This window comes from Bosea vaviloviae, from assembly GCF_001741865.1.
In the GTDB taxonomy this organism is placed as follows: domain Bacteria; phylum Pseudomonadota; class Alphaproteobacteria; order Rhizobiales; family Beijerinckiaceae; genus Allobosea; species Allobosea vaviloviae.
In genome coordinates, this window is sequence record NZ_CP017147.1 from 2,890,577 (window position 1) to 2,910,184 (window position 19,608).

At 64.8% G+C, this 19,608-nt stretch carries 15 protein-coding genes; 11 read left to right on the forward strand and 4 right to left on the reverse strand.

Features of this window, described 5'->3' with window-relative positions; genetic code table 11:
* Positions 1-165: 165 nt before the first annotated feature.
* From BHK69_RS13295 to BHK69_RS13330, 8 genes are all read left to right on the forward strand, one after another.
* On the forward strand, positions 166-1,506 hold the full coding sequence (locus BHK69_RS13295; RefSeq protein ID WP_158516202.1) for a polysaccharide biosynthesis/export family protein: 1,341 nt from the start codon (positions 166-168) through the stop codon (positions 1,504-1,506).
* Positions 1,507-1,579: 73 nt separating this feature from the next.
* Positions 1,580-2,203 (forward strand): LuxR C-terminal-related transcriptional regulator, encoded by a 624-nt coding sequence (locus BHK69_RS13300; protein ID WP_069690522.1) that lies wholly within the window; start codon positions 1,580-1,582, stop codon positions 2,201-2,203.
* A 341-nt stretch (positions 2,204-2,544) separates the two neighbouring features.
* Positions 2,545-3,186: a sugar transferase gene (locus BHK69_RS13305; protein WP_069690523.1), complete on the forward strand. Its 642-nt coding sequence runs from the start codon at positions 2,545-2,547 to the stop codon at positions 3,184-3,186.
* 75 nt (positions 3,187-3,261) lie between these two features.
* Complete coding sequence (locus BHK69_RS13310; RefSeq protein WP_069690524.1) at positions 3,262-4,419, forward strand: glycosyltransferase; 1,158 nt, start codon at positions 3,262-3,264, stop codon at positions 4,417-4,419.
* Between the two features lie 36 nt (positions 4,420-4,455).
* Complete coding sequence (locus tag BHK69_RS13315) at positions 4,456-5,148, forward strand: class I SAM-dependent methyltransferase (RefSeq protein ID WP_069690525.1); 693 nt, start codon at positions 4,456-4,458, stop codon at positions 5,146-5,148.
* Positions 5,149-5,215: 67 nt separating this feature from the next.
* On the forward strand, positions 5,216-6,619 hold the full coding sequence (locus BHK69_RS13320) for a hypothetical protein (RefSeq protein ID WP_069690526.1): 1,404 nt from the start codon (positions 5,216-5,218) through the stop codon (positions 6,617-6,619).
* The gene (locus BHK69_RS13325) at positions 6,616-8,622 is read left to right on the forward strand and encodes a glycosyltransferase (RefSeq protein WP_069690527.1); all 2,007 of its coding nucleotides are present in this window, start codon (positions 6,616-6,618) and stop codon (positions 8,620-8,622) included. The genes BHK69_RS13320 and BHK69_RS13325 overlap by 4 nt, the downstream gene beginning before the upstream one ends.
* A 92-nt stretch (positions 8,623-8,714) precedes the next feature.
* Entirely contained in the window at positions 8,715-10,292 is a 1,578-nt protein-coding gene (locus tag BHK69_RS13330) for a Wzz/FepE/Etk N-terminal domain-containing protein (protein WP_158516203.1), read from the forward strand.
* An 84-nt stretch (positions 10,293-10,376) separates the two neighbouring features.
* Here BHK69_RS13330 and BHK69_RS13335 read toward each other — a convergent pair whose 3' ends face one another.
* The 3 genes from BHK69_RS13335 to BHK69_RS13345 all read right to left on the reverse strand — a co-directional run bounded on the left by BHK69_RS13335 (position 10,377) and on the right by BHK69_RS13345 (position 14,806).
* A complete protein-coding gene (locus tag BHK69_RS13335) occupies positions 10,377-11,519 on the reverse strand; it encodes an acyltransferase family protein (RefSeq protein ID WP_158516204.1) in 1,143 nt (380 codons plus the stop codon).
* Complete coding sequence (locus BHK69_RS13340; protein ID WP_069690530.1) at positions 11,503-12,996, reverse strand: lipopolysaccharide biosynthesis protein; 1,494 nt, start codon at positions 12,994-12,996, stop codon at positions 11,503-11,505. The genes BHK69_RS13335 and BHK69_RS13340 overlap by 17 nt, the downstream gene beginning before the upstream one ends.
* Positions 12,997-13,087: 91 nt before the next feature.
* Entirely contained in the window at positions 13,088-14,806 is a 1,719-nt protein-coding gene (locus tag BHK69_RS13345; protein WP_244548491.1) for a hydrolase, read from the reverse strand.
* Between the two features lie 523 nt (positions 14,807-15,329).
* Here BHK69_RS13345 and BHK69_RS13350 point away from each other — a divergent pair.
* The 3 genes from BHK69_RS13350 (at position 15,330) to BHK69_RS13360 (ending at position 18,833) form a co-directional block, all read left to right on the forward strand.
* Positions 15,330-16,679, forward strand: a complete 1,350-nt coding sequence (locus tag BHK69_RS13350) for an FAD-dependent oxidoreductase (protein ID WP_069690531.1) — start codon at positions 15,330-15,332, stop codon at positions 16,677-16,679.
* A 76-nt stretch (positions 16,680-16,755) separates the two neighbouring features.
* The gene (locus BHK69_RS13355; RefSeq protein ID WP_069690532.1) at positions 16,756-17,850 is read left to right on the forward strand and encodes a glycosyltransferase family 4 protein; all 1,095 of its coding nucleotides are present in this window, start codon (positions 16,756-16,758) and stop codon (positions 17,848-17,850) included.
* Positions 17,851-17,900: 50 nt separating this feature from the next.
* On the forward strand, positions 17,901-18,833 hold the full coding sequence (locus BHK69_RS13360; protein ID WP_069690533.1) for a glycoside hydrolase family 16 protein: 933 nt from the start codon (positions 17,901-17,903) through the stop codon (positions 18,831-18,833).
* 295 nt (positions 18,834-19,128) lie between these two features.
* Here the strand turns inward: BHK69_RS13360 and BHK69_RS13365 are convergent, their stop codons facing one another.
* The gene (locus BHK69_RS13365; RefSeq protein ID WP_069690534.1) at positions 19,129-19,605 is read right to left on the reverse strand and encodes a YHS domain-containing (seleno)protein; all 477 of its coding nucleotides are present in this window, start codon (positions 19,603-19,605) and stop codon (positions 19,129-19,131) included.
* Positions 19,606-19,608 lie beyond the last annotated feature (3 nt).

Sequence of the window (19,608 nt, forward strand, 5' to 3'; positions counted from 1 at the left end):
TCGGCCAGTGACTATAGCTTCGCTTCTCTGCCCGCGAAAGGCTTCAGGGGCGCAAGGGATATCCACGAGACTGAGCCGTCATGGTTAAGAGTGCGCTAACGCTCCGCGCTGAACTGGCAAAGGATTTGCTTGGGAGCAGTCGAAGTCTCTGCAGTGGAGTATTTCGTGAGGCATCTCATCCTCCCTAACCGTCTTTTGCTGAAGTGCGCCCGAGCCTCTGGCCGAGCGCTCGCGCTGCTAGTTGCGGCGCTGCCCCTGGTTCTCGCCACTGGTGGCGACCTGCAGGTCAGCGCAAGCGAGTTCGAGTACCGTGTCGCCGCGCAGGATCGGCTGAAGATCAAGGTGTCGGAATGGCGGCCGAACTCACGCGAGCTTTTTGAATGGTCGGCGCTCAGCGGCGAGTTCGCCATCAGTGCGAGCGGCATGCTCTCGCTGCCTGTCGTGGGTACTTTCTCGGTTGATGGAAAGGCGCCCGCCGAGATTGCTGCGCTGATATCAGAACGGCTGAAGGGCACCGCCGGGCTTGTGAATGCACCGGCGGCCGCCGTCGAGATCGCGCAGTACCGGCCGATCTACGTGGTCGGGACGGTCGAGAAGCCCGGGGAATACGCCTTCCGGCCGACGATGACCGCGCTGCAGGCGGTCGCCATTGCCGGCGGATTCCAGCGCATGGAGCTCGCGCTTGGCCGCTTCGAGCGCGAGACAATCGTTGCCGAAGGTGAAATCAATGTGCAGCAGACACAATTGCTCGCCATGCAAGTGCGTCGTGACAGGCTTCTGGCAGAGGCACGCAAGGCCGAGGCGATCACCTTCTCGGATGACATCCGCCGGAGTTTGAACGACGGCGCCGCTCAGGCGATGCGCGAGGAAAGTGCGTTGTTCGCCTCGCGTCGCAAGGCTGCCCGGTCACAGGGTGATCTCCTGCAGCAAATGCGCTCCCTGCTTGAAGAGGAATTGCGCACGCTCGACGCCAAGGCCGTGACACAGCAGCGTCAGCAGGATCTTGTTCGGCGCGAACTCAACAATATCAACGGTCTGATCAGCAAGGGGCTGGCAGTGAGCCCGCGCCAACTCGCCGTCGAACAGAATCTCGCGCAATCCGAGAGTCAGGCGCTTGACCTGATGCTCGCAACGGCCCGGGCAAAACAGGAGATCAGCCGGATCGATCGCATGCTGTCTGATTTCGAGAACCAGCGGGAGATCGATATCGGGCGCGAATTGCGCGAAACGCAACTGTCGCTCAAGCAGACGGACGACAGAATCATCGCGCTACGCGCGCTTATCCACGAATCGACCGCGCTCGCGCCGAGATTGCAGAACCAGCAGGAAAAACAGCTCGCGCGCATGCGCTTCAGCGTTCAGCGACGCCAAGGTGGCACGGTCAACGAAATCGCGATCGAGGAGACGTCGCCGATCCTGCCCGGAGATATCGTCAGGGTGGAACGGGCCTCGCTGCAATCGATCATCTCGTCGCTGCCGCCAACCGCTGCGGGTGCGCAGAACTAGCATATCGCGGACATCAACAGTCGATCTGCGATCGGCTGTACCCGGGCTCCCCCGTCCATATGGAGGTTGGCCTATGCTGTCATTCGAGCGGCCTGCTCGTATTTTTCTCGCGGATGAACACCCGATCTTCTTGGCGGGGTTGCGATTTTGCCTGGCTGAGCAACCTCATATCGACGTGATAGGGGAAGCTCATTCGTCGGCCCATCTCGCACAAGTCATCGAGAAGGCCGCTCCCGATGTCGCGGTCGTGAGTGAGAGTTTCAACGGCGTCTCGGTGGCCGAGGGCATTTTGACTGATCTTCCATCGCAACGGGTGCTCATCATTGCGGAAGAACTCGATAATACCCGGGCTCACCAGTTGCTGGGTTTGGGTGCGCGCGGCTATGTCCTGAAACAGTCGCCCGGCTCCGTCATATGCAAGGCGATCGCAACAATCCTTCGCGGCGGCCACTTTCTTGATGCCGCCGATGCCGTGCAGACTCCAGCGGGGAGGCGGCGCGGATCGGCCCTGACCGATAGGGAGCAAGAAATTCTACGCTTGATCGCCTTGGGGTTCAGTATTCGTGAAGCGGCCGAGCGCATCGGTATTACCACCAAATCGGCCGAAACCTACAAGGCGCGTGCGAGCAATAAGCTGAGCATCGATAGCCGCCAACAGATCGTGCGGTACGCCATCACCAAAGGCTGGTTTCAGTAGCCCGATCAAATAATTCCCTCAGATTGATCAGGACGTTCTCGTCGAACCTCCATCTGCGTCACCGGGACGCAGCCGCAGACCTGTTCACGTTAGATGGCCCGTTCGCCGAGATGCCGTGGAAAGGGGCAGAATCGCATGGAGTTTGTCAGGAAAATTACTGACAAAGCCCAAGTCATAGTCGATTCTAAAGCGTCATGAACAAACATGCTGCAGTGCAAAAAATCCTATTGTTATGTATTCGTGTCTGGTTAATATTCTATTAAGATACGGTTTAGGCGTAGGGTGCAGCAATGGAGCGATTCCCGGACTCTCAAAATTTGCCGGCGTCCTTCTCTCTATCTATGCGTGCATTGCGAAGCGAATACAGGTCGACGAGTGTTTCAGTAAAGCGGCTATTCGATCTTGCGGCAGGTGTGACTCTGCTCTTCCTGCTGGCGCCGCTTATGCTGCTGATCGCCGGCTTGATCAGGGCAGGCGACGGCGGTCCGGCGTTCTTCCGGCAGGCAAGAATCGGCCGCAGTGGCAAGAGTTTCCACTGCTGGAAGTTTCGCACCATGGCCAGTGACGCGGATGAAGCTCTCCAGCGTCTGCTCGCTTCCGATCCGGCCGCAGCGCGGGAGTGGGCTGAAAGTCAGAAGCTGACCCGTGATCCGCGGATCACGCCTGTCGGCGTGTTCCTGCGGCGCTCGAGTCTCGACGAGCTGCCGCAACTCTTCAACATCGTCTCCGGCGATATGAGCTTCGTCGGACCGCGCCCGATCGTGGCGGCTGAGCGCGAGCGCTACGGCGAGGCCTTCAGCCATTGCTTCTCGGTCCCGCCGGGGCTCACCGGCCTCTGGCAGATCAGCGGCCGCAGCGACTGCTCCTATGCCACCCGTATCTCGCTCGACAGCCAATATGCCTCGGACTGGCATCTTCTACTCGACGCCAAAATCCTGGTGAAGACGGTGCCTGCGGTGCTGATGCAGAAGGGCAGTCGGTAGGGGCGGTCCCGAGCCACGAGCCTGCCAAGCAAATTCACGCCCAAACCAAGTCGGTTCCCTGGAGTTTATCGGGCCATGAAAGTCGCAATCGTTCATTACTGGCTTGTTGGGATGCGCGGCGGCGAGAAAGTGATCGAGGCGCTGTGCCGGATGTATCCGGACGCCGACGTGTTCACCCATGTCTACGTGCCCGACGCAGTCTCCGCCGAAATCCGGCGCCACAAGGTGACGACGAGCTTCATCGGCCGGCTGCCGCGCGCAGCGAAGCTCTATCAGCGCTATTTGCCGCTTATGCCTTTGGCGCTCGAACAGCTCGACCTGCGCGGCTACGACCTGATCATCTCCAGCGAGTCCGGACCGGCCAAGGGCATCGTGCCACCGCCGGGCGCCATGCACATCTGCTATTGCCATTCGCCGATGCGTTACATCTGGAACATGTTCCACGAATACAGGAATCGTTCCGGGCCGATCACACGTTTCGTCATGCCGGTGCTGGCACATTACATACGCAACTGGGACAGCGTCTCGGCCAATCGCGTCGATCACTTTGTCGCCAACTCCGAGACGGTCGCCGCCCGGCTCCACCGCTACTATCGCCGCGCCTCGACCGTGATCCATCCCCCGGTCGACGTCGATGCGTTTGAAGTGCTCCCGAACGGCTTCATCGAGGATTATTGCCTGATGGTCGGTGAGCTCGTCGGCTACAAGCGGCCAGAGCTCGCGGTCGAAGCCTTCAATCGCACGGGCCGGCGCCTGGTGGTGATCGGTGGCGGCGAGATGCTGGCCGAACTGCGCCGCATCGCCAAGCCGAACGTGACCGTGCTCGGGCCACAGCCTTTCAGCGTGCTGCGCTACCATTATTCGCGCTGCCGAGCCCTGATCTTCCCCGGCGAGGAAGACTTCGGAATCGTGCCGGTCGAAGCCATGGCGAGCGGGCGGCCGGTGATCGCCTTCCGCCGCGGTGGCGCAACGGAGACGGTGATCGACGGCATGAGCGGCGTCTTCTTCGATGAACAGAGCGTCGACGCGCTCATAGACGCCGAGGAGCGAGCGCGGGCGATCACCTGGCAGCCGCGCGAGATCGCAGCCTATGCGCGCAATTTCTCGACGGCGGTCTTCGAGAAGCAGATGGGGCTCCACATCAACCAGCTGCTCAAACCGCTGGCCGGGACGATCTCGATGAACATGCCGACGGCGCAGCAACGCCCAGCCCTGGTCCAGAGTTTGGCGTGATCGACGCTGCCCCTTGCGATATCCGGAAAGAATCCAATGCAGACGATTTACCAGAGTGAAGTCTACGCCGATTTGAATCCGAGCTGGCACGAAGAAGATTCGCCGTGGAAGGCACGACAGATCGAGACCATCCTGCGCAAGAACGCGATCAGCTTCGATAAGGCGTGCGAGGTCGGCTGCGGGACCGGCGAGATCCTGTTCAACCTGGCGAAGGCCTTCCCGACGGCGCGTTTCCACGGTTACGAAATCTCGCCGCACGCCTATCAGCGCGCCAAGTACAAGGAGACCGACAAGGTCACCTTCTCACTCGGAGATTTCACGGCAGAGGGCACGTCGGATTACGATCTGCTCGTGATTGCCGACGTGATCGAGCATGTCGAGGACTACATCGCCTTCATCAAGGCGCTGCGCGGCAAAGGCCGCTACAAGGTCTTCCACATCCCGCTCGATCTCTCCGTGCAGTCACTGCTGCGCGGCTGGCCGATTACCAAGCTGCGCGAAAATGTCGGTCACCTGCACTACTTCTTCAAGGAGACCGCGCTCGCGACCCTGGCCGATTGCGGCTACAAAGTCGTCGACCACGCCTATACGGCGAGCCGACTGGAGTTGCCGAACCAGACGCTGAGCAGCCGATTGATGCGCTTGCCGCGCCGGTTCTGCTTCTCGCTCAACCCCGATCTGACGGTGCGCGCGCTCGGCGGCTATTCGCTGCTGGTATTGGCCGAATGACCATGGCCGGCGGGCACGACCGGAGCGGAGGCGGGCGGCGGTCACCGCTGCGAAAGGCGCGGGCGCCATGAGCATCGAGCCGATCGGGGTGATGACCCTCCTCATCGGACTGGTCTGCCTGATGCTGGGCACGGGCGCGCTCGTCCACGGGCTGGCGATCGTGGCAGTCCTCGGGGCGGCCGCAGCCATGCTCATCGGCGCCGCCAACATCCAGCCCGGGCATGTGATGCTGGTGTTTCTTGCCTTTGGCGTCCTCAGTCACCGCCGCGAGGCCGTTGCCGCCATCCGTGCGCTGCATCCAAACGAACCCGGCTTCTGGTTCACCTGCCTTGTCGCCTATGGCGTCGCCAGCGCCTTCCTGATGCCGCGCGTCCTCGCCGGTATGACCGAGATCATCCCGCTCGGCACCACCGCCTTCGACGACACGGGCTCGACCGTACCGCTGGCGCCGGTCTCCAGCAATGTCACGCAGAGCCTTTATCTCTCCACTACCCTGCTTTGCCTGGTCACACTGACGGCCGTTGCCGCGACGCGTGAGGGCTTCTCGGCCGTCTTCAACGCGCTTCTCGCCTGCTGCGTCGCCAACACTGCCTTCGCCATCCTCGATGTCGCGACCTACGCCACCGGAACGCAAGACCTCCTCGGCTTCATCCGCAATGCCCGCTATACGCTGCACACCGACTCCGAGATCGCCGGCATGAAGCGGATCGTCGGCTCGTATACCGAGGCCTCGGTCTTCGCGCGCTCGACGCTCGGCGTGCTCGGCTTCACCGGAACCTTGTGGCTCTGCGGCGTGCGCCCGGCGCTCACCGGCACGATCGCCACGATGTCGCTCGTCCTGATCGTCCTGTCGACCTCCTCGACCGGACTAGCTGGCGCGCCGATGATGCTGCTCTTGCTTTACGGCTTTGCCTTCGCCCGGCTCGTCCAGGGCAATGCCAGGCGCCAAGCCGCGATGTTCGCCCTCGGTGCGCCGGTCATTGGGCTGGCAGTGGTCATGTTGCTCCTGCTCGATCCGGAGGTAACTGCGAAAGTCTACGGCTATGTCGATCTCGTCGTACTCAACAAGGCGAGTTCCGATTCCGGCGTGGAGCGCAGCTCCTGGAATGTCGTCTCCTTCCAGAACTTTCTAGACAGCTGGGGGCTCGGCGTCGGGCTCGGCACTGCCCGTGCATCGAGCTTCGCCGTCGCGCTGCTCGCGAGCGTCGGGATCCCCGGCGCGTTCTTTTACGCGGTCTTCGTCTTCGAATGCTTCGCGCGTCCGCGTGGCCAGCCGGGGAGCCTGGAGGCCGACATCGCGGTTGCCGCGCGCAACGGCTACGCCGGCCTGCTCATCGGCGACCTCCTCGTCGGCCCGATCATCGATCAAGGCTTCTTCTTCTGCATGCTGGCCGCGGTGGCCGCGGCGATCAGGCCGCGAGCCTCGCGCGTCCCCAGGCCTGTCCCTTTGGTCTCCGGAGCGAGGCTATGACAGAGAGCTTCGCGGTGAACGGCCGCTTCCTGTCGCAGGACATGACCGGCGTCCAGCGCTACGCACGCAACGTCGTCGCGGCGCTCGATGCGAGCCTCTTGGCGGCCGGCCAAAAAGCCACCTTGATCGCGCCACCGGGCGCCGATGCCATGGCGCTGCAGGCGATCGACATCGTCCGCAGCGGGCGATTGAGCGGGCATGGCTGGGAGCAGATCGAACTGCCGCGGCTTTGGCCGGGGCGGCTCCTCAACCTCTGCAACACCGCGCCGGCAATGAAGGGCGACCAGATCGTCTGCATCCACGACGCCAACGTCTTCACCGCGCCTGAGAGCTATGGCCGCGGCTTTCGCACAGCATACCGGGCATTGCAGCCGCTGCTGGCGCGCCGCAGCGCGCGGATCGCCACCGTCTCGCAGGCCTCGGCCCGGCAGTTGGCGCGGCATCTGCCGCTTCGCGCCGCCGATATCGCAGTGCTTCCGAATGGCCACGAGCATGCGCTGGCCTGGGATCCTGCCAAGTCGGATCGGGCTCAGGGGCTGCTGGCGGCGCGAGCCGATGCCGAGCGGCCCTTCGTCCTCGCTTTGGGCTCGCGTGGGCTCCACAAAAACCTCGCCCTCCTGGTCAAGATCGCGCCGCACCTGGCCGATCTTGGCCTCGACGTCGTCATCGCTGGAGGCAGCGGCGGCATCTTCGCGGAGGAGCAGCTTCCGCACGCCGCCAATGTCAGGCTGCTGGGGCGGGTCAGCGACGACGACCTCGCCTTCCTGCTCGAGCGCGCGCTCTGTCTCGCCTTCCCGTCCTGGACCGAGGGGTTCGGCCTGCCGATCCTCGAGGCGATGGCGCGGGGCTGTCCGGTCGTCTCGTCCGATCGCGCCAGCATGCCGGAGGTCTGCGGCGATGCCGCATTGCTCGCATCGCCCGCCGACCCGGCCGCGTGGGTCGGGCATGTCAGGATGCTGGCGGAGTCGGCCGCTCTGCGGCAGGAATTGAGCGAGCGCGGCCGCGGGCGCCTGCCGCTGTTCTCCTGGCGCAGCACCGCCGAGGGCTATCTGGATCTGACGCAGTCGCCGAAACTACGCCGCGCTGCGCCGACGGTGCCCGCAACTCCAGCCCCGCGCATCGCGGCTGTGATTGCCACCCGTGGCCGGCCGGAGGTGGCGACGGAGACGGTCCTGCACCTGCTCGCCCATCAGAAGCTGAAGCCCGACAGCATCATCGTCTCCTGCATCGATCCGGCCGATGCCGGCGGCCTGCAGGGCCGCAACGATGTCGTGGTGCTGACCGGGCCTGCCGGGCTGGCGGCCCAGCGCAACACGGCGCTTGCGCATCTGCCACGCGGCACCGAGATCGTTGCCTTCTTCGACGACGACTTCGTCGCCCATGAGGACTGGCTGGCCACGGCGGCGCAGACGTTCCGCGACGAAGCCGGCATCGACGCCTTCACCGGCCGGGTCCTGGCCGATGGCGCGACCGGCCCCGGCATCTCGCTTGCAGAGGCGATGAGGCTGGTTGCCGCCCCGCCGCCGAGTGACTGGTCCTGGATCGAGCCTTACAGCCCATACGGATGCAACATGGCCTTTCGCCTCGCTAGTATCGGAGACCTGCGCTTCGACGAGCGGCTGGTGCTCTATGGCTGGCTCGAGGACCGTGATTTCGCGGCGGCTTTGGCACGGCAGGGCGGTGGGCGTCTGGTCAAGTCCGCCGGCGCGATAGGCGTCCACATGGGCGTCAAGGGCGGCCGCATGGCGGGCGAACGCTTCGGTTACTCGCAGATCGTCAATCCGCTCTACATGCTGCGCAAGGGCACGATGACGCTTGGCCAGGTCGCCGACCATCTCTTCCGGAACATGTCGAGCAATCTCGGACGCTCGCTGCGCCCCGAGCCGTTCATCGATCGTCGCGGCCGTCTCAGGGGCAACCTGCTCGGGATCGCCGACATCCTGCGCGGTCGCTTGCAGCCTGAGCGCGCCGCCGCCTTGCAGCCGAGGGGAAAATTCAGATGATGTTGGGAAAGCCAGGCGCATCCGGCGCGTCATTCCGGATCCTGCCCCAGCAGGATCCCCTCACGTCACAGAGTAATGATGGCCCGGTCGCCGTGCTTCGCACGATCGGTGCCGCTGGCCTGCGTCACAAGGGCAGGCTGGCGATCTGGGTCGCACTCTGTCTTGCGGCGGCGGCGGCCTATGTTCGAACGACGCCACCGAGCTACACGGCGGCTGCAACCGTACTGCTCGAGCCGCGGCGGCAGGTTCCGAGTGCGGCGCGCGAGATCGCCGCACCGAGTTCGCTCGACCTGAACGCTGCCGACAGCGAACTGCAGGTGATCCGCTCAGAGCGCCTGTTGAGCACGGTCTTCGATGCGCTGGCCTTGAGCGACCATCCGGAGCTGGGTCCGCGACCCCCGGGGTTGCTGCAGATGCTGACCAGCCGAGCCAGTGATTCCCTTCGCAGTGTCTGGACCACATTGACCGGCGCGGCTCAGGCGGGCGCGGAAGCCTCGCTTCGCGTCGATCCGCGGCGCAACGCCTTCGAGAACTTCGCGCGGCGCTTCTCGGCGCGGCGCATCGGCCAGTCCTATGTGCTCGAGATCAGCTATTCGTCGGCCGATCCAGAGCTGCCGGCCCGGGTCGCGAACGCGGCCGCTTCCGCCTATCTCCTACAATCGGTCGCGTTCAAGGCCGATGCCGCACGCAGCGGCGCCGAATTCCTTCAAGGCCGGCTCGATGCGCTCTCGACCCAGGTCGGAGCGGCTGCGGCCGCGGTGAAGGCCGGCGCGCTGCCGGCGCAGCCGATCCCGGATGCCGATGCACGGATCATCGGCGCGGCTCAGGCGCCGCTCGGCCCGTCCTCTCCGCGCGGCAGCCTGATCTTGGCGTTCGCAGGCGTTTTCGGGCTGCTCGGCGGCGTGTTCGTCGCGGCGCTGGCCTCGGTCTTCGATCGCCGCGTCCGCCGTCCCCAGGATCTCCTGCGTGAAACCGGCCTGTCCTGCCTCGCCGTCATCCCCGAGATCGCTGGTAGGCGCCAGCAGGGGAGCGCCTCGGCCTCGGACGGCGCGATGCTGATGGCGCGCGAGCATGCCGGCTTCTTCACGGCAGGAATCCGCGATCTGGGAACGGCGATCGAGATCGCCTGGGCCACGAGGCGTTCCGAGGGCAGCCCAGTCGTGGCGATCGGCTCCTGGCGACCGGGCGCCGGCGCTACGCTATTGACGATGAACCTGGCCCAGCTGCTCCATCATCGTGGCCGGCGGGTTAGCGTTTTCAGCGCCGATGCATCTTCGGCGCGTGGAGAGGGCGGTGGCCCCGCCGGACCATCACTGACCGACGTGATCGCCTCCGGCAGTACGGTGCAGGCCGTGTTTGCCAATATTGACGGGGTCCGCCTGCTTCCTATCCGCTCAGCAACGCCGCAGCTGAACCGCTTCGTCGACTTCCGCGATGCGCGTGCGGGGCTGGTCATCACGCAGGCAAGGCAGCGTGGCGAGGTGCTGATCGATTTGCCGCCACTCGGCGAGTCCTCCGATGCGGTTGCGCTCGCCACCCATGCTGACATCGTCGTCCTTGTCGCCGCCGAGGGCGCGACGAGCTATGACGAATTGAACGACGCCCTCGGTGTCCTCCAGCGCGCCGGCATCACGGTCATCGGCACCGTGATCAATCGTGGCAAGTCGTGACGCGACTGTGGGCGGCCGCAGCACATCGCCGCGGTTCTTCGGCCCAGTCTGAGACTAACTTCGTCGCGACAAGGCGAAGTCTTCTCAGCCGGCTGCGCCATGGACATTGCGGCGCCCGGCCTTGAATTCCCTCAGTCGTCCGCGCAGTTGGCCGAGCAAGCCGAGAAACGGTCGCTCGAGCCAGCGCTCGGCAGCATGGGCCGTGGCGAACATCAGTACGAGGCTTCCCGTCAGAAGGCCGGCACGCGCGGAAATATGCAGGTTTGTGCGCATGTAAGCTTCCGCCACGATCGTATAAATGAATGGCACATGGATCAGGTACAGCGGGAACGAGATCGCGCCGAGATATCGCCCGATCCGGCCCGAGAGAGCCGCTGCCAGCCGGCGCGAGCGGAGGCAGCCGTAGACGATCAGCGTCGCGGCGATCGGATAGAGCAGGCCGCCCTTCTTATCTGGCTTCAAGGCTTCCGGCAGCCAGTCCAGGCCGAGCAGCTGCGCCGCATCGCCGCTCTGCGAGCCGATCACGAGACCGAGAAGCATGGCGAAGATTGGCAGGGCCGATGGTAATCGTCCTGAAGCCCAGGCCTCGCGCAGAATGATGCCGAGTGGAAAGCAGACATAGTCGTAGCGCCGCAGCGCGATGAAGATCACGGCGCTGCCGAGCGTGATCGCGAGCCGGAACCGCGGTCTTGCAAAAGCGCAGGCCGCGAAGCACAGGATCGAGCCCAGCAGCTCGGGCCGCATCGTCCACAGGACATTGTTGAAGAACGAGCCGCCGCTCAGGAAGACCCCGGCCATGCCGTTGGAGATCGCCGCCGCCGGACCAGGGATCGATCCCTGATAGGTCCACCCGAGCCAGCGGCTGCCGGTGAGCGTGGCGAGTTGCGTTGCAGAGGTCGGGAAAACGCTCAGCAAGAGCCAGGCCGCAAGCGTGCTGGCCGTCGCCGGGATCGCGAGCCGCATATAGCGGATCGGGACGTCGATCCATATCGGGTCGGATTTGCGCAGCGTCGCGTTGGTCAGGACGAAGCCGCTCAGGACGAAGAACACCGACACCGCGAAGGTGCCGTTCCAGGCAACGGCAAGGGGCGTATAGGCGAGCCAATGCGCGCCAGGCTGCTGTTCCGGCACCAGCCACGGGGTCAGGGCCGACATCAGATGGAAGATCACGACCGCGACTGCCGCAACCCCGCGCAACCCGTCTAGATGGTCAAGTCTCTGGGTCACGAGCGTCTCCAGGCTTGTCGGCCCCAATCCGTGAGCGCCACCAACGGTCAGAGAGCTCCAGGCGCCCGGCGCCGATCGCGAGCCACATGCCGCAGGCGAGCAGGGTCAGCCCGTAGAGCAATGCGCCGAGTGCCGCGACGAGTGCGAGTTCGGCCGGCGCCAGCAGGTGCCAAGGGGGGAGGATGCCACGCAGGCCGAGCACGCCGGCCGTCATCACGGCCCCCGCAACGGCAATCTTCCAGAGATTGAGGAGCTGCTCGGCGATACCGATAGCGAGCAGATTGCGGAGCCAGCGCAGAAAGAAAGCCGCCATGATCGCAGCCGCGACGAGCCGAGCGGCCGCCATGCCGACGGCGCCCCATTGCAGGAAGCCGATGATCACGGCGGGAGTGCGAATGGCGAGATCATAGAGATTGAGCCGGAAGATCACCTCGGGCCGGCCGAGCGCCAGGCTCAGCGAATACAGCGTCTGGAAATAGGGCGTCGCCATCACCGAGAGCGACAGCAGGCTCAGCAGCCAATCGGCGCCATGCCATTTCGGGCCGAGCAGGACCTCGACGATCAGATCCGACGTCAGTGCGATTCCCAGGCTGCAAGGCACTGAAGCGAGCATGCTGAAGCGTGCCGCCTTGAGGAAGGCGAGCCGCAGACGCTGATCCTCCGCCTTGATCCGGGCGAACGCGGCCATGATTGGTTGCAGCGCCGGCCCGATCAGGCTCTGGGTCGGCATGACCGACAGGTCGGCCGCGACGGCATAGCGGCCGAGCGTCTCCTTGGCGCCGCCGAGCCCGAGCAGGATGCGATCGAACTGCCAGTTCACCGCTGAGGCGAACTGGGCGCAGGTAAACCAGCCAACGAAACCGGCAAAATCCGCCAGTCGGGACAGCGACAGAGCCGGCCGATAGGGCGCGAGCAGGTAGGAGATTGCGCAGCTGAAGACGGGTGCGGCGACAAAATTTACGACGAGGGCCCAATAGCTACCGCCGAACAGCAGCGTCGCGATGGCGAGACAGAAGGCTGCGAGCTTGCCACCGGTCTCAAGCAGGAAATTGCGCAGGAAGCCGAGCTCGCGGATGAACATGACGAGGCCGGGGCTGGCGAGACCGCGCGCGATCGGCGCGAAGGCGAGCGCGAGAATGACCGGGACGAGCTGCGGATCGCCGTTGATCCACGCGAATGGCCAGGCGACGGCGAGCAGTACCAGGGAAATTGCGAGGCCGCGTAGGGCGCCGAGCGTGAAGCCGGTGTCGAGATGCGCCTTGTCGACATGAGGTAGGCGGACCAGCGCCTGCGTCACCGGAATCTCGAGCACCATGTCGACGATCGCGACGCAGGACAAGGCGAGCGCCATCAGACCGAAATCCGCCGGCGTCAGCATCCTCGCCATGATCAATAGCGTGAAGAAGTCGATGAATCGGCCGAGGAAGCGTGATGCTACCAGCCAGCCAGCGCCCTGGAAGGCCTTCATCGCCAACATGGCAATCCGTCCTCAACGTGCAGCACGCGTAGCCACAAATCTCGGCCTGCGGCGAGCGCTCTGGGAAGAGCCTGGATCGCACGGCATCCCATCAGCGGTGGAAGCCGGTGGAGAGCCCGCGCAGCGCATGAAAGGCTTCGATCGCCGTTAGCAACGGCAAGCGCGAGCGCGGAAAGGCTCGCACGATCGCGCCTTCGCGCCAAAGCTGAGTGCGGATAGATGCCAGACGGGACAGCGCGCTGCCCGGCAGCGCGACGCCATCTCCGACAGTGCCGGCCCGGCCGAAATCCACGGAGCGCTCGCCGATAGCCAGCGCCGCGAGGTCGGCCTCGACCGGCCAGGTGACGGCCTGCCTGAGCCGCGGCCAGGCGCGGGCCGCATCGGCCATGATCGCCGTTCCGCCGTCGACGTCGTCGATATAGGCGAGGGCACCGGACAGAAGAGGATTGCCGGCGGCAGGATCGACGGCCCCAAAGGCAATGTCGCCGGAGTTGCAGATGATCGCGCCGTCTGCGCCTTCGGCGAAGGATCGTACAGACGCAATCGCCGGCTCGAACAGGCTCTCGATTAATTGCCAATAGCGCAGCACCGTCGACCGGACAGCGAGGGGGCTGTAGCGGCTGCGCTCGACGGCAAGCCCGACGACGCGCGGAAAATGCTCTTCACTGAGACCCTTGTAGTTGCAGCGCGCGAGCTGGATGGTCTCGAAGCTCAAATCCGGCAGGCCAACTGCGAGCAGGCGTTGGGTGCTGCCGTACAGCCCCGTGTCGCACAGGATGATCCGCTTTGCGCCGCAGCTGGCTGCGGAAAGATGGCGTTGGAAGAGAGCGTTCTGCCTATCGATGTCGGCGGTGACGGCTGCACCGGCCGGCCTGTCGAGCATGGCGAAGAAGCGCTCTGGCACGAATCGTTCGTTCCATGACTCGAGCAGCTCATAGCGACTGCCACCCAACGCGGTGGCGACGTCGGCGAAGCTGCTGCCGCGGAATTCGCGCCCGAGTTCGTCGAGCGCCGCCGGGCTGCGGACCATGACGGCCGCTCTTGCCGCAACCAGGCGCGAAATCATCAGGTTCTCGCGGGGCATTGCGAGCGGCAGGTTCAGCCGCTCGGCGACCCGCTCGAACGCCGCCCGGATGCCGAGCCCGCCGCGCGCGCAGAACAGCAGGGCCGCGTCGCCGCGCTTGCGGGCCTCGTCGGCGTAGAGCCAGATAGCCAGGCAGAACTCGGCCACGATCGGGCCGAGCACCTCGCGCCCGAACGTATGGGGATCGCGAGCATGCCCCGCTGGCGTGCCGGCATGGGCCCGTCGCCTTCGGATGATGCGGCCGAGCTCGTTCGCCCCGCCGTGGAGGCGCGACAGATGACGCTTCAGCTTCGGGCGCGGGACGTGGAGCGTGCGCAGGCCAAGTGAGGACGGTACGGCGTGGTCGGCGAGCCGATCGTCGCCGACATGTAAGGTCCGCCCGGCATCGACCCCTTCCGCTGCGAGGACGGCATGGAAGAGCTCGCCACGCCGCTTGGTCAGGCCGAGATCGGCACTGGAATAAATCCGGTCGAGTAGCTCTGGGCCATGAAGATGGCTGACCAACGCGTCGAGCACCGAAGTCGGCAGTCCGATGTCGCTGATCGCGATGACGCGCCGGCCTTCTCCGCGGCAGCGGCGCAGCAGTGCTGCGAGTTGCAGGTTAGGGTGTAGCGACGCCTTTTCAATGTCGAGCTCGATCGCGAGCCGCGCCTCGCACAGCGCCGCCATTCGCGTCTTCGGCAAGCCGAGAATGGCGAGCTGGCGCGCGATGACGTCGCGCAGCATGACCTCGCCGTCGTGCTCCGCCATGTCGAGCGCGCGATAGGCCAGCCGCTGCGCCTCCAGACGGGCTTCGACCAGCCAGCGCTCCGAAACCGGCAGGCCCTGTTCGGCCAGCCTGCGAGCGAATGTGCGCTCACCGCCGACGATACGAGCGCGCTCCGAGCGCAGCGTGCGCAACAGCAAGGTGTCGAACAGGTCGGTCGAGACCAGCTCGATCCCCTCCAACAGCTCCGCCTCGTTTGGATGTGGCCAGCCCGGCATCATACGCTCCGTGCTCAGACGCAATGGTTGACGCTGTCGTGACGAGCCGACAGCTGCATGCGAAAACGCATGCCTTACGCAGATGAAGCAGGGACCGTGCCAGTTCAGGATGGTTACTGCGGCCCATCGAGAGCGCGATTGCTTATTCTGATTGCATTCGCCGCACGATTGAGCGGGAAAGGTCGCGGTGTGCCCGCGAGTTTTGCTTTCGGCTGATCTTGAGGGGGGCTAGCCTTCTTTCACACCCGATCAATGAGGCTCGGCAATGGAAGAGGTGATCCAGCAGATCGAGGATGCCGACAGCACGGCTGCCGAGCGCTGCGACGTCATTGTCCTGGGCGCGGGCGTCTCCGGCCTGGTCTCGGCCTCGGTGCTCGCACAGCAGGGCTGCAGGCGGATCGTCGTCATCGACGAATATCCGCACATCGGCGGCAATCACATCAACTGGTCGTCGGGTGACTACACCTTCGACATCGGTAGCCTGATCTTCCAGGACGACTCGCCGCTGCTGCAGCATTTCCCGGAACTGCTGCCACTTTACGTGCCTATCCAGCCGCGCTGGGCAAGGCTGAATCCGCAGCGCCTCATCACCGCATATCCGATTTCGGTAAAGGACGACATCCTGCGCGCCGGGCCGCTCGAGGTCGCTCGCATCTTGGCATCGGCGGCCTATGCCCGCCTTTTCAAACGGCGCATGCGCAACGCCCGCGAATTTGCCCGCCATTGGATTGGGGCCCGGCTGCTGCAGCGCTCGGGCCTCGACGCCTACATGACCCGATTCTACGGCATTGCTTCCGATCAGATCGGCATCGAACTGGCGCGCAAGCGCATGCAATGGATCAGCGAGCACGCTTCGCTGCGCGCCATGCTCGGCCGCCTGCGCCGAACGAAGCCGTCGCCGCCGAGCAATTGCCAGCTGGCCCGCCCGCGCGAAGGCTTCGAGGCGCTCTACGCCACTGCGGCCGCGACGCTATCGGCGCGTGGCGTCAGCTTCCTGATGGGGGCAAAGCTCGACCGGATCGAGAAACTCGACAATCGTTTCGTCCTGTTCCGCGAGGGGCGGGCGATCGTCGCCGATCGCGTCGTTTCGACGATTCCGATCCCGCAACTGCAGGCGCTCTGCAACCTGCCGGTCTCGCAGCAGCTCGAGACGATCACGCTGCTGGCGCTCTATTTCAGCTTCGACGGCGCGCGCGGATTCGATGAGGAGATCATCTACAATTTCTCCTATGACGGCGCCTGGAAGCGCCTGACGATGTATTCCGATTTCTACGGTCGCGCGCAGGGGCGCGAGTATTTCGGCGTCGAGGTGATCGCCAACCATATCGGCAAGTCAGTCGCCCAGGCCGAGGCGGATTTCCGCGCGCATGTCGCGGCGAACGGACTCTTTTGTGGCGATCTCAGGCTCGAAGGCAGCCAACTCCTCGACAACGCCTATCCGATCTATCGCAATGGAGCAGACGAGAGCGCTGCCGAAGCGGTCAAGGCCCTGAAAGCCTTCGGGATCGAATCCCTGGGGCGCCAGGGCGGTTTCAATTACCAGCCGACGGCAAGGGTCTCGACGATAGAGGCCGAAGCGGCGCTGCGGGGCGTTCCCGCGGTCTCGGCACAGTAAATGCAGGGCCGTCGCGCCCAGCGGCGCAGAGGCGCGAGCGCAGGCGAGTTGGCGGTCCGAGCATCGTGATGGGCCCATGCGTATCCTCCATTTGCTGAATCACACGACGCAGTCGAACGGCCATGTCCACGCGGCGGTCGACCTTGCCTGCGAGCAGAGCCGGCTCGGCCATATCGTCGCTGTGGCCAGCAGCGGTGGCGATTTCGATGCGCTGCTCGCCCGCAATGGCGTCAAGGTTTTCACGATCGACCATCGGCGCAAGGCAGCGACACTGTTGCGGTCCGCCTGGGCGCTGCGGCGACTGGTCGGCAGGTTCAGCGCTGACATCATCCATGCCCATATGATGACCAGCGCCGTGCTTGCCTGGCCGATCTGCAAGCTCGCCGGTATCCCGCTGGTCGCGACGGTTCACAATGAATTCGAGAAGAGCGCGATTCTTATGGGGCTCGGGACCCGTGTCATCGCGGTCAGCGCCGCGGTCGGCACATCGATGCGCCGGCGCGGCATCCCGGCCGCCAAGCTGCGCGTCATTCTCAACGGCACCATCGGCTCGGCTCGCGTGGCAAACCGCGAGACCACGCCGATCGCGCTCGCCTCACCAAGCTTCCTCTTCGTCGGCGGGCTGCACCCGCGCAAGGGATTGGCCGATCTTTTCGTCGCCTTCGATCTGGTCCATCGCCGGCATCCGCAGGCGCGCCTGCACATCGTCGGCGATGGACCCTACGCGCAGACCTACCGCGACATGGTCGACGGTTTGTCCTGCCGCGAGGCCGTGCGCTTCGAAGGTAGCAAGGTCGATCCTTTCCCCTGGATGCGCGGCGCCGATATCTTTGTGTTGCCCTCTCATGCCGATCCCGCGCCGCTTGTCCTGCCGGAGGCGAGGGAGGCGGGCTGCGCCATCGTAGCGACGCAGGTTGATGGCATTCCCGAATTGCTGGAGGGCGGGGAAGCGGGCGTGCTGGTTCCGGCCCGCGATCCCGATGCGCTTGCCGCTGCGCTGTCCGAGCTGATCGCAACCCCTGACGCGATCAGTCATTGGCGCGAGCGAAGCCAGTTCCGGATCGACCATCTGAGGATCGCCCGCGTCGCCCGCGAGACGCTCGACCTCTACGACGAGGCGGTCGTGCAGCTCGGCCGGAGGGCCGGCTCGGCGCTGCCCCATACGAATTGAAGACGCGGGAGCTGCTTGCGGCAGTCCTGGCAGCCACATGGAGATGAGCGATGCCGATCATGCCGTCTCGCCGGATGTTCCTGCGCGCAGCCGCGGCTCTCGCGACAGCGGCAGGCGCCCGTCCCATTTCGGCGGACGCACAGCAGAATGCGCCGGATCCGACGCTCGGCCGCACGCTCGTCTTCGATGAATCCTTCGCCAGCCTCGATCCGGCCATCTGGCAGGCCGGCCCCAAGGCGACCACCCATGAACCTGGATTCTATGGTCGCTCGGCCTTCAGTCGGCGCGGCGGCGAGGAGGGTTTCGACCCCTATGCGATCGTCGCCGATCCGCTTGCCTCCGGAGGTCACGCCCTCGAGATTTCGGCCCGCTATCTCGGGCGGACGATGAACGTGCCGGCCTATTACGGCAACGCGCTGCCGGAGTTCCAGTGGATTTCCGGCAATCTCCAGACGGCACGCAGGGACGGCACCATCCTGCGAGGCTGGCGTAACGGCTATTTCGAGGCGCGGATGTGGTTCCCGGCGCATCCGCTGAGCTTCCCGGCCTTCTGGCTGATGAACGGCCGCAGCATCCTCTTCCCGAAGACCAGCGTCGAAATCGACATCGTCGAGCACAAGGGCTGGGAGCATAGGCTGTACGGCGCCTATCTGCACGAATGGGGGCAGCCCGGCGAGCGGCACGAGGGGGTCGGCGTCCCCACGGAGGTCGATCTCACCAGCGGCTATTTCCGCTATGGCGGGCTGATCGACGGTGATCGTTGCGTGCTCTATTTCGAGCGCAAGCCGATCCGTGATCCGAAGACCGGCGCCGCGCTCGAGTGGCGGATCGGGCGTGCGAGCGAGATCGATGCGCAGGGCGACGTTTTTTGGCCCCTGATTACGCTCGCCTTGCGATCCGACGTCCCATTTCCGCAGCCACTCAGACCAGAAGATCAGCAGGCTCGGCTGCGGGTCGACTATGTCCGTGTCTACGGTAGCTAACTGGATTGCCCAGCCAATGTCCGCTTTCGGGCGGACACGGAACCTCGGCAAGTGCGAAGACCTCACCTCAAGATTTGCAGGGCCTTTCCGTCTCCTGGAAGCCTTGGCCGGGCCCCCAATCGCGCCGCAACTCCTATGCCGATCGAAGGATGCTCCAGGAGGCTCCCGTGCAAGCTGGAACGCCTTCGAGACTAAGCCCGCAGCGCTCCTCAGGATGAGGGCTGGCGTTTCCAAACCGGCTCTTGGATGCAAACCGGCTCTTGGATGAAAGCAGGATCGATGCGAAAATCGGTTCTCAGTTTTTCGCGTCCTGCTCCAGCTTTGGCCAGTTGGCGTCGGCCCGGGCGATGTAGGTCTGTGTTTTTGCCAGCCAGGTCTTGCGGACGCCGAGGTCGTAGTTGAGGTAGAGCCTGCCATTCACGATCGACCAGGCCTCGGGCTCGATCTTGACGAGATAGCCCCGCGAGGTGCCATAGGCGCAAAAGCCGCCATAGGCCGGCAGGTAGCGCTGCGGATCGGCCTCGAACAGGGCCTTGTGCTCGGCGCTGGCGAAGCGCCAGGTGGCACCGCCATGGCTCGCCGAGAATTCCGGCTTGCCGAGGCGCGGGGCGCCATTGCGGAAATAGGCGACGGGATCATAGCCGCGGATCGCGATGCCATCGCTTGAGCCCAGCGTATTGACCGACTGGCCGGCATCGGCCCAGCTGCCGGTTGTCGCCAACGGCACCACTGCAAGGCCGAGCAGTCGAATGAAATTGCGCCTGTCGAGCATGGC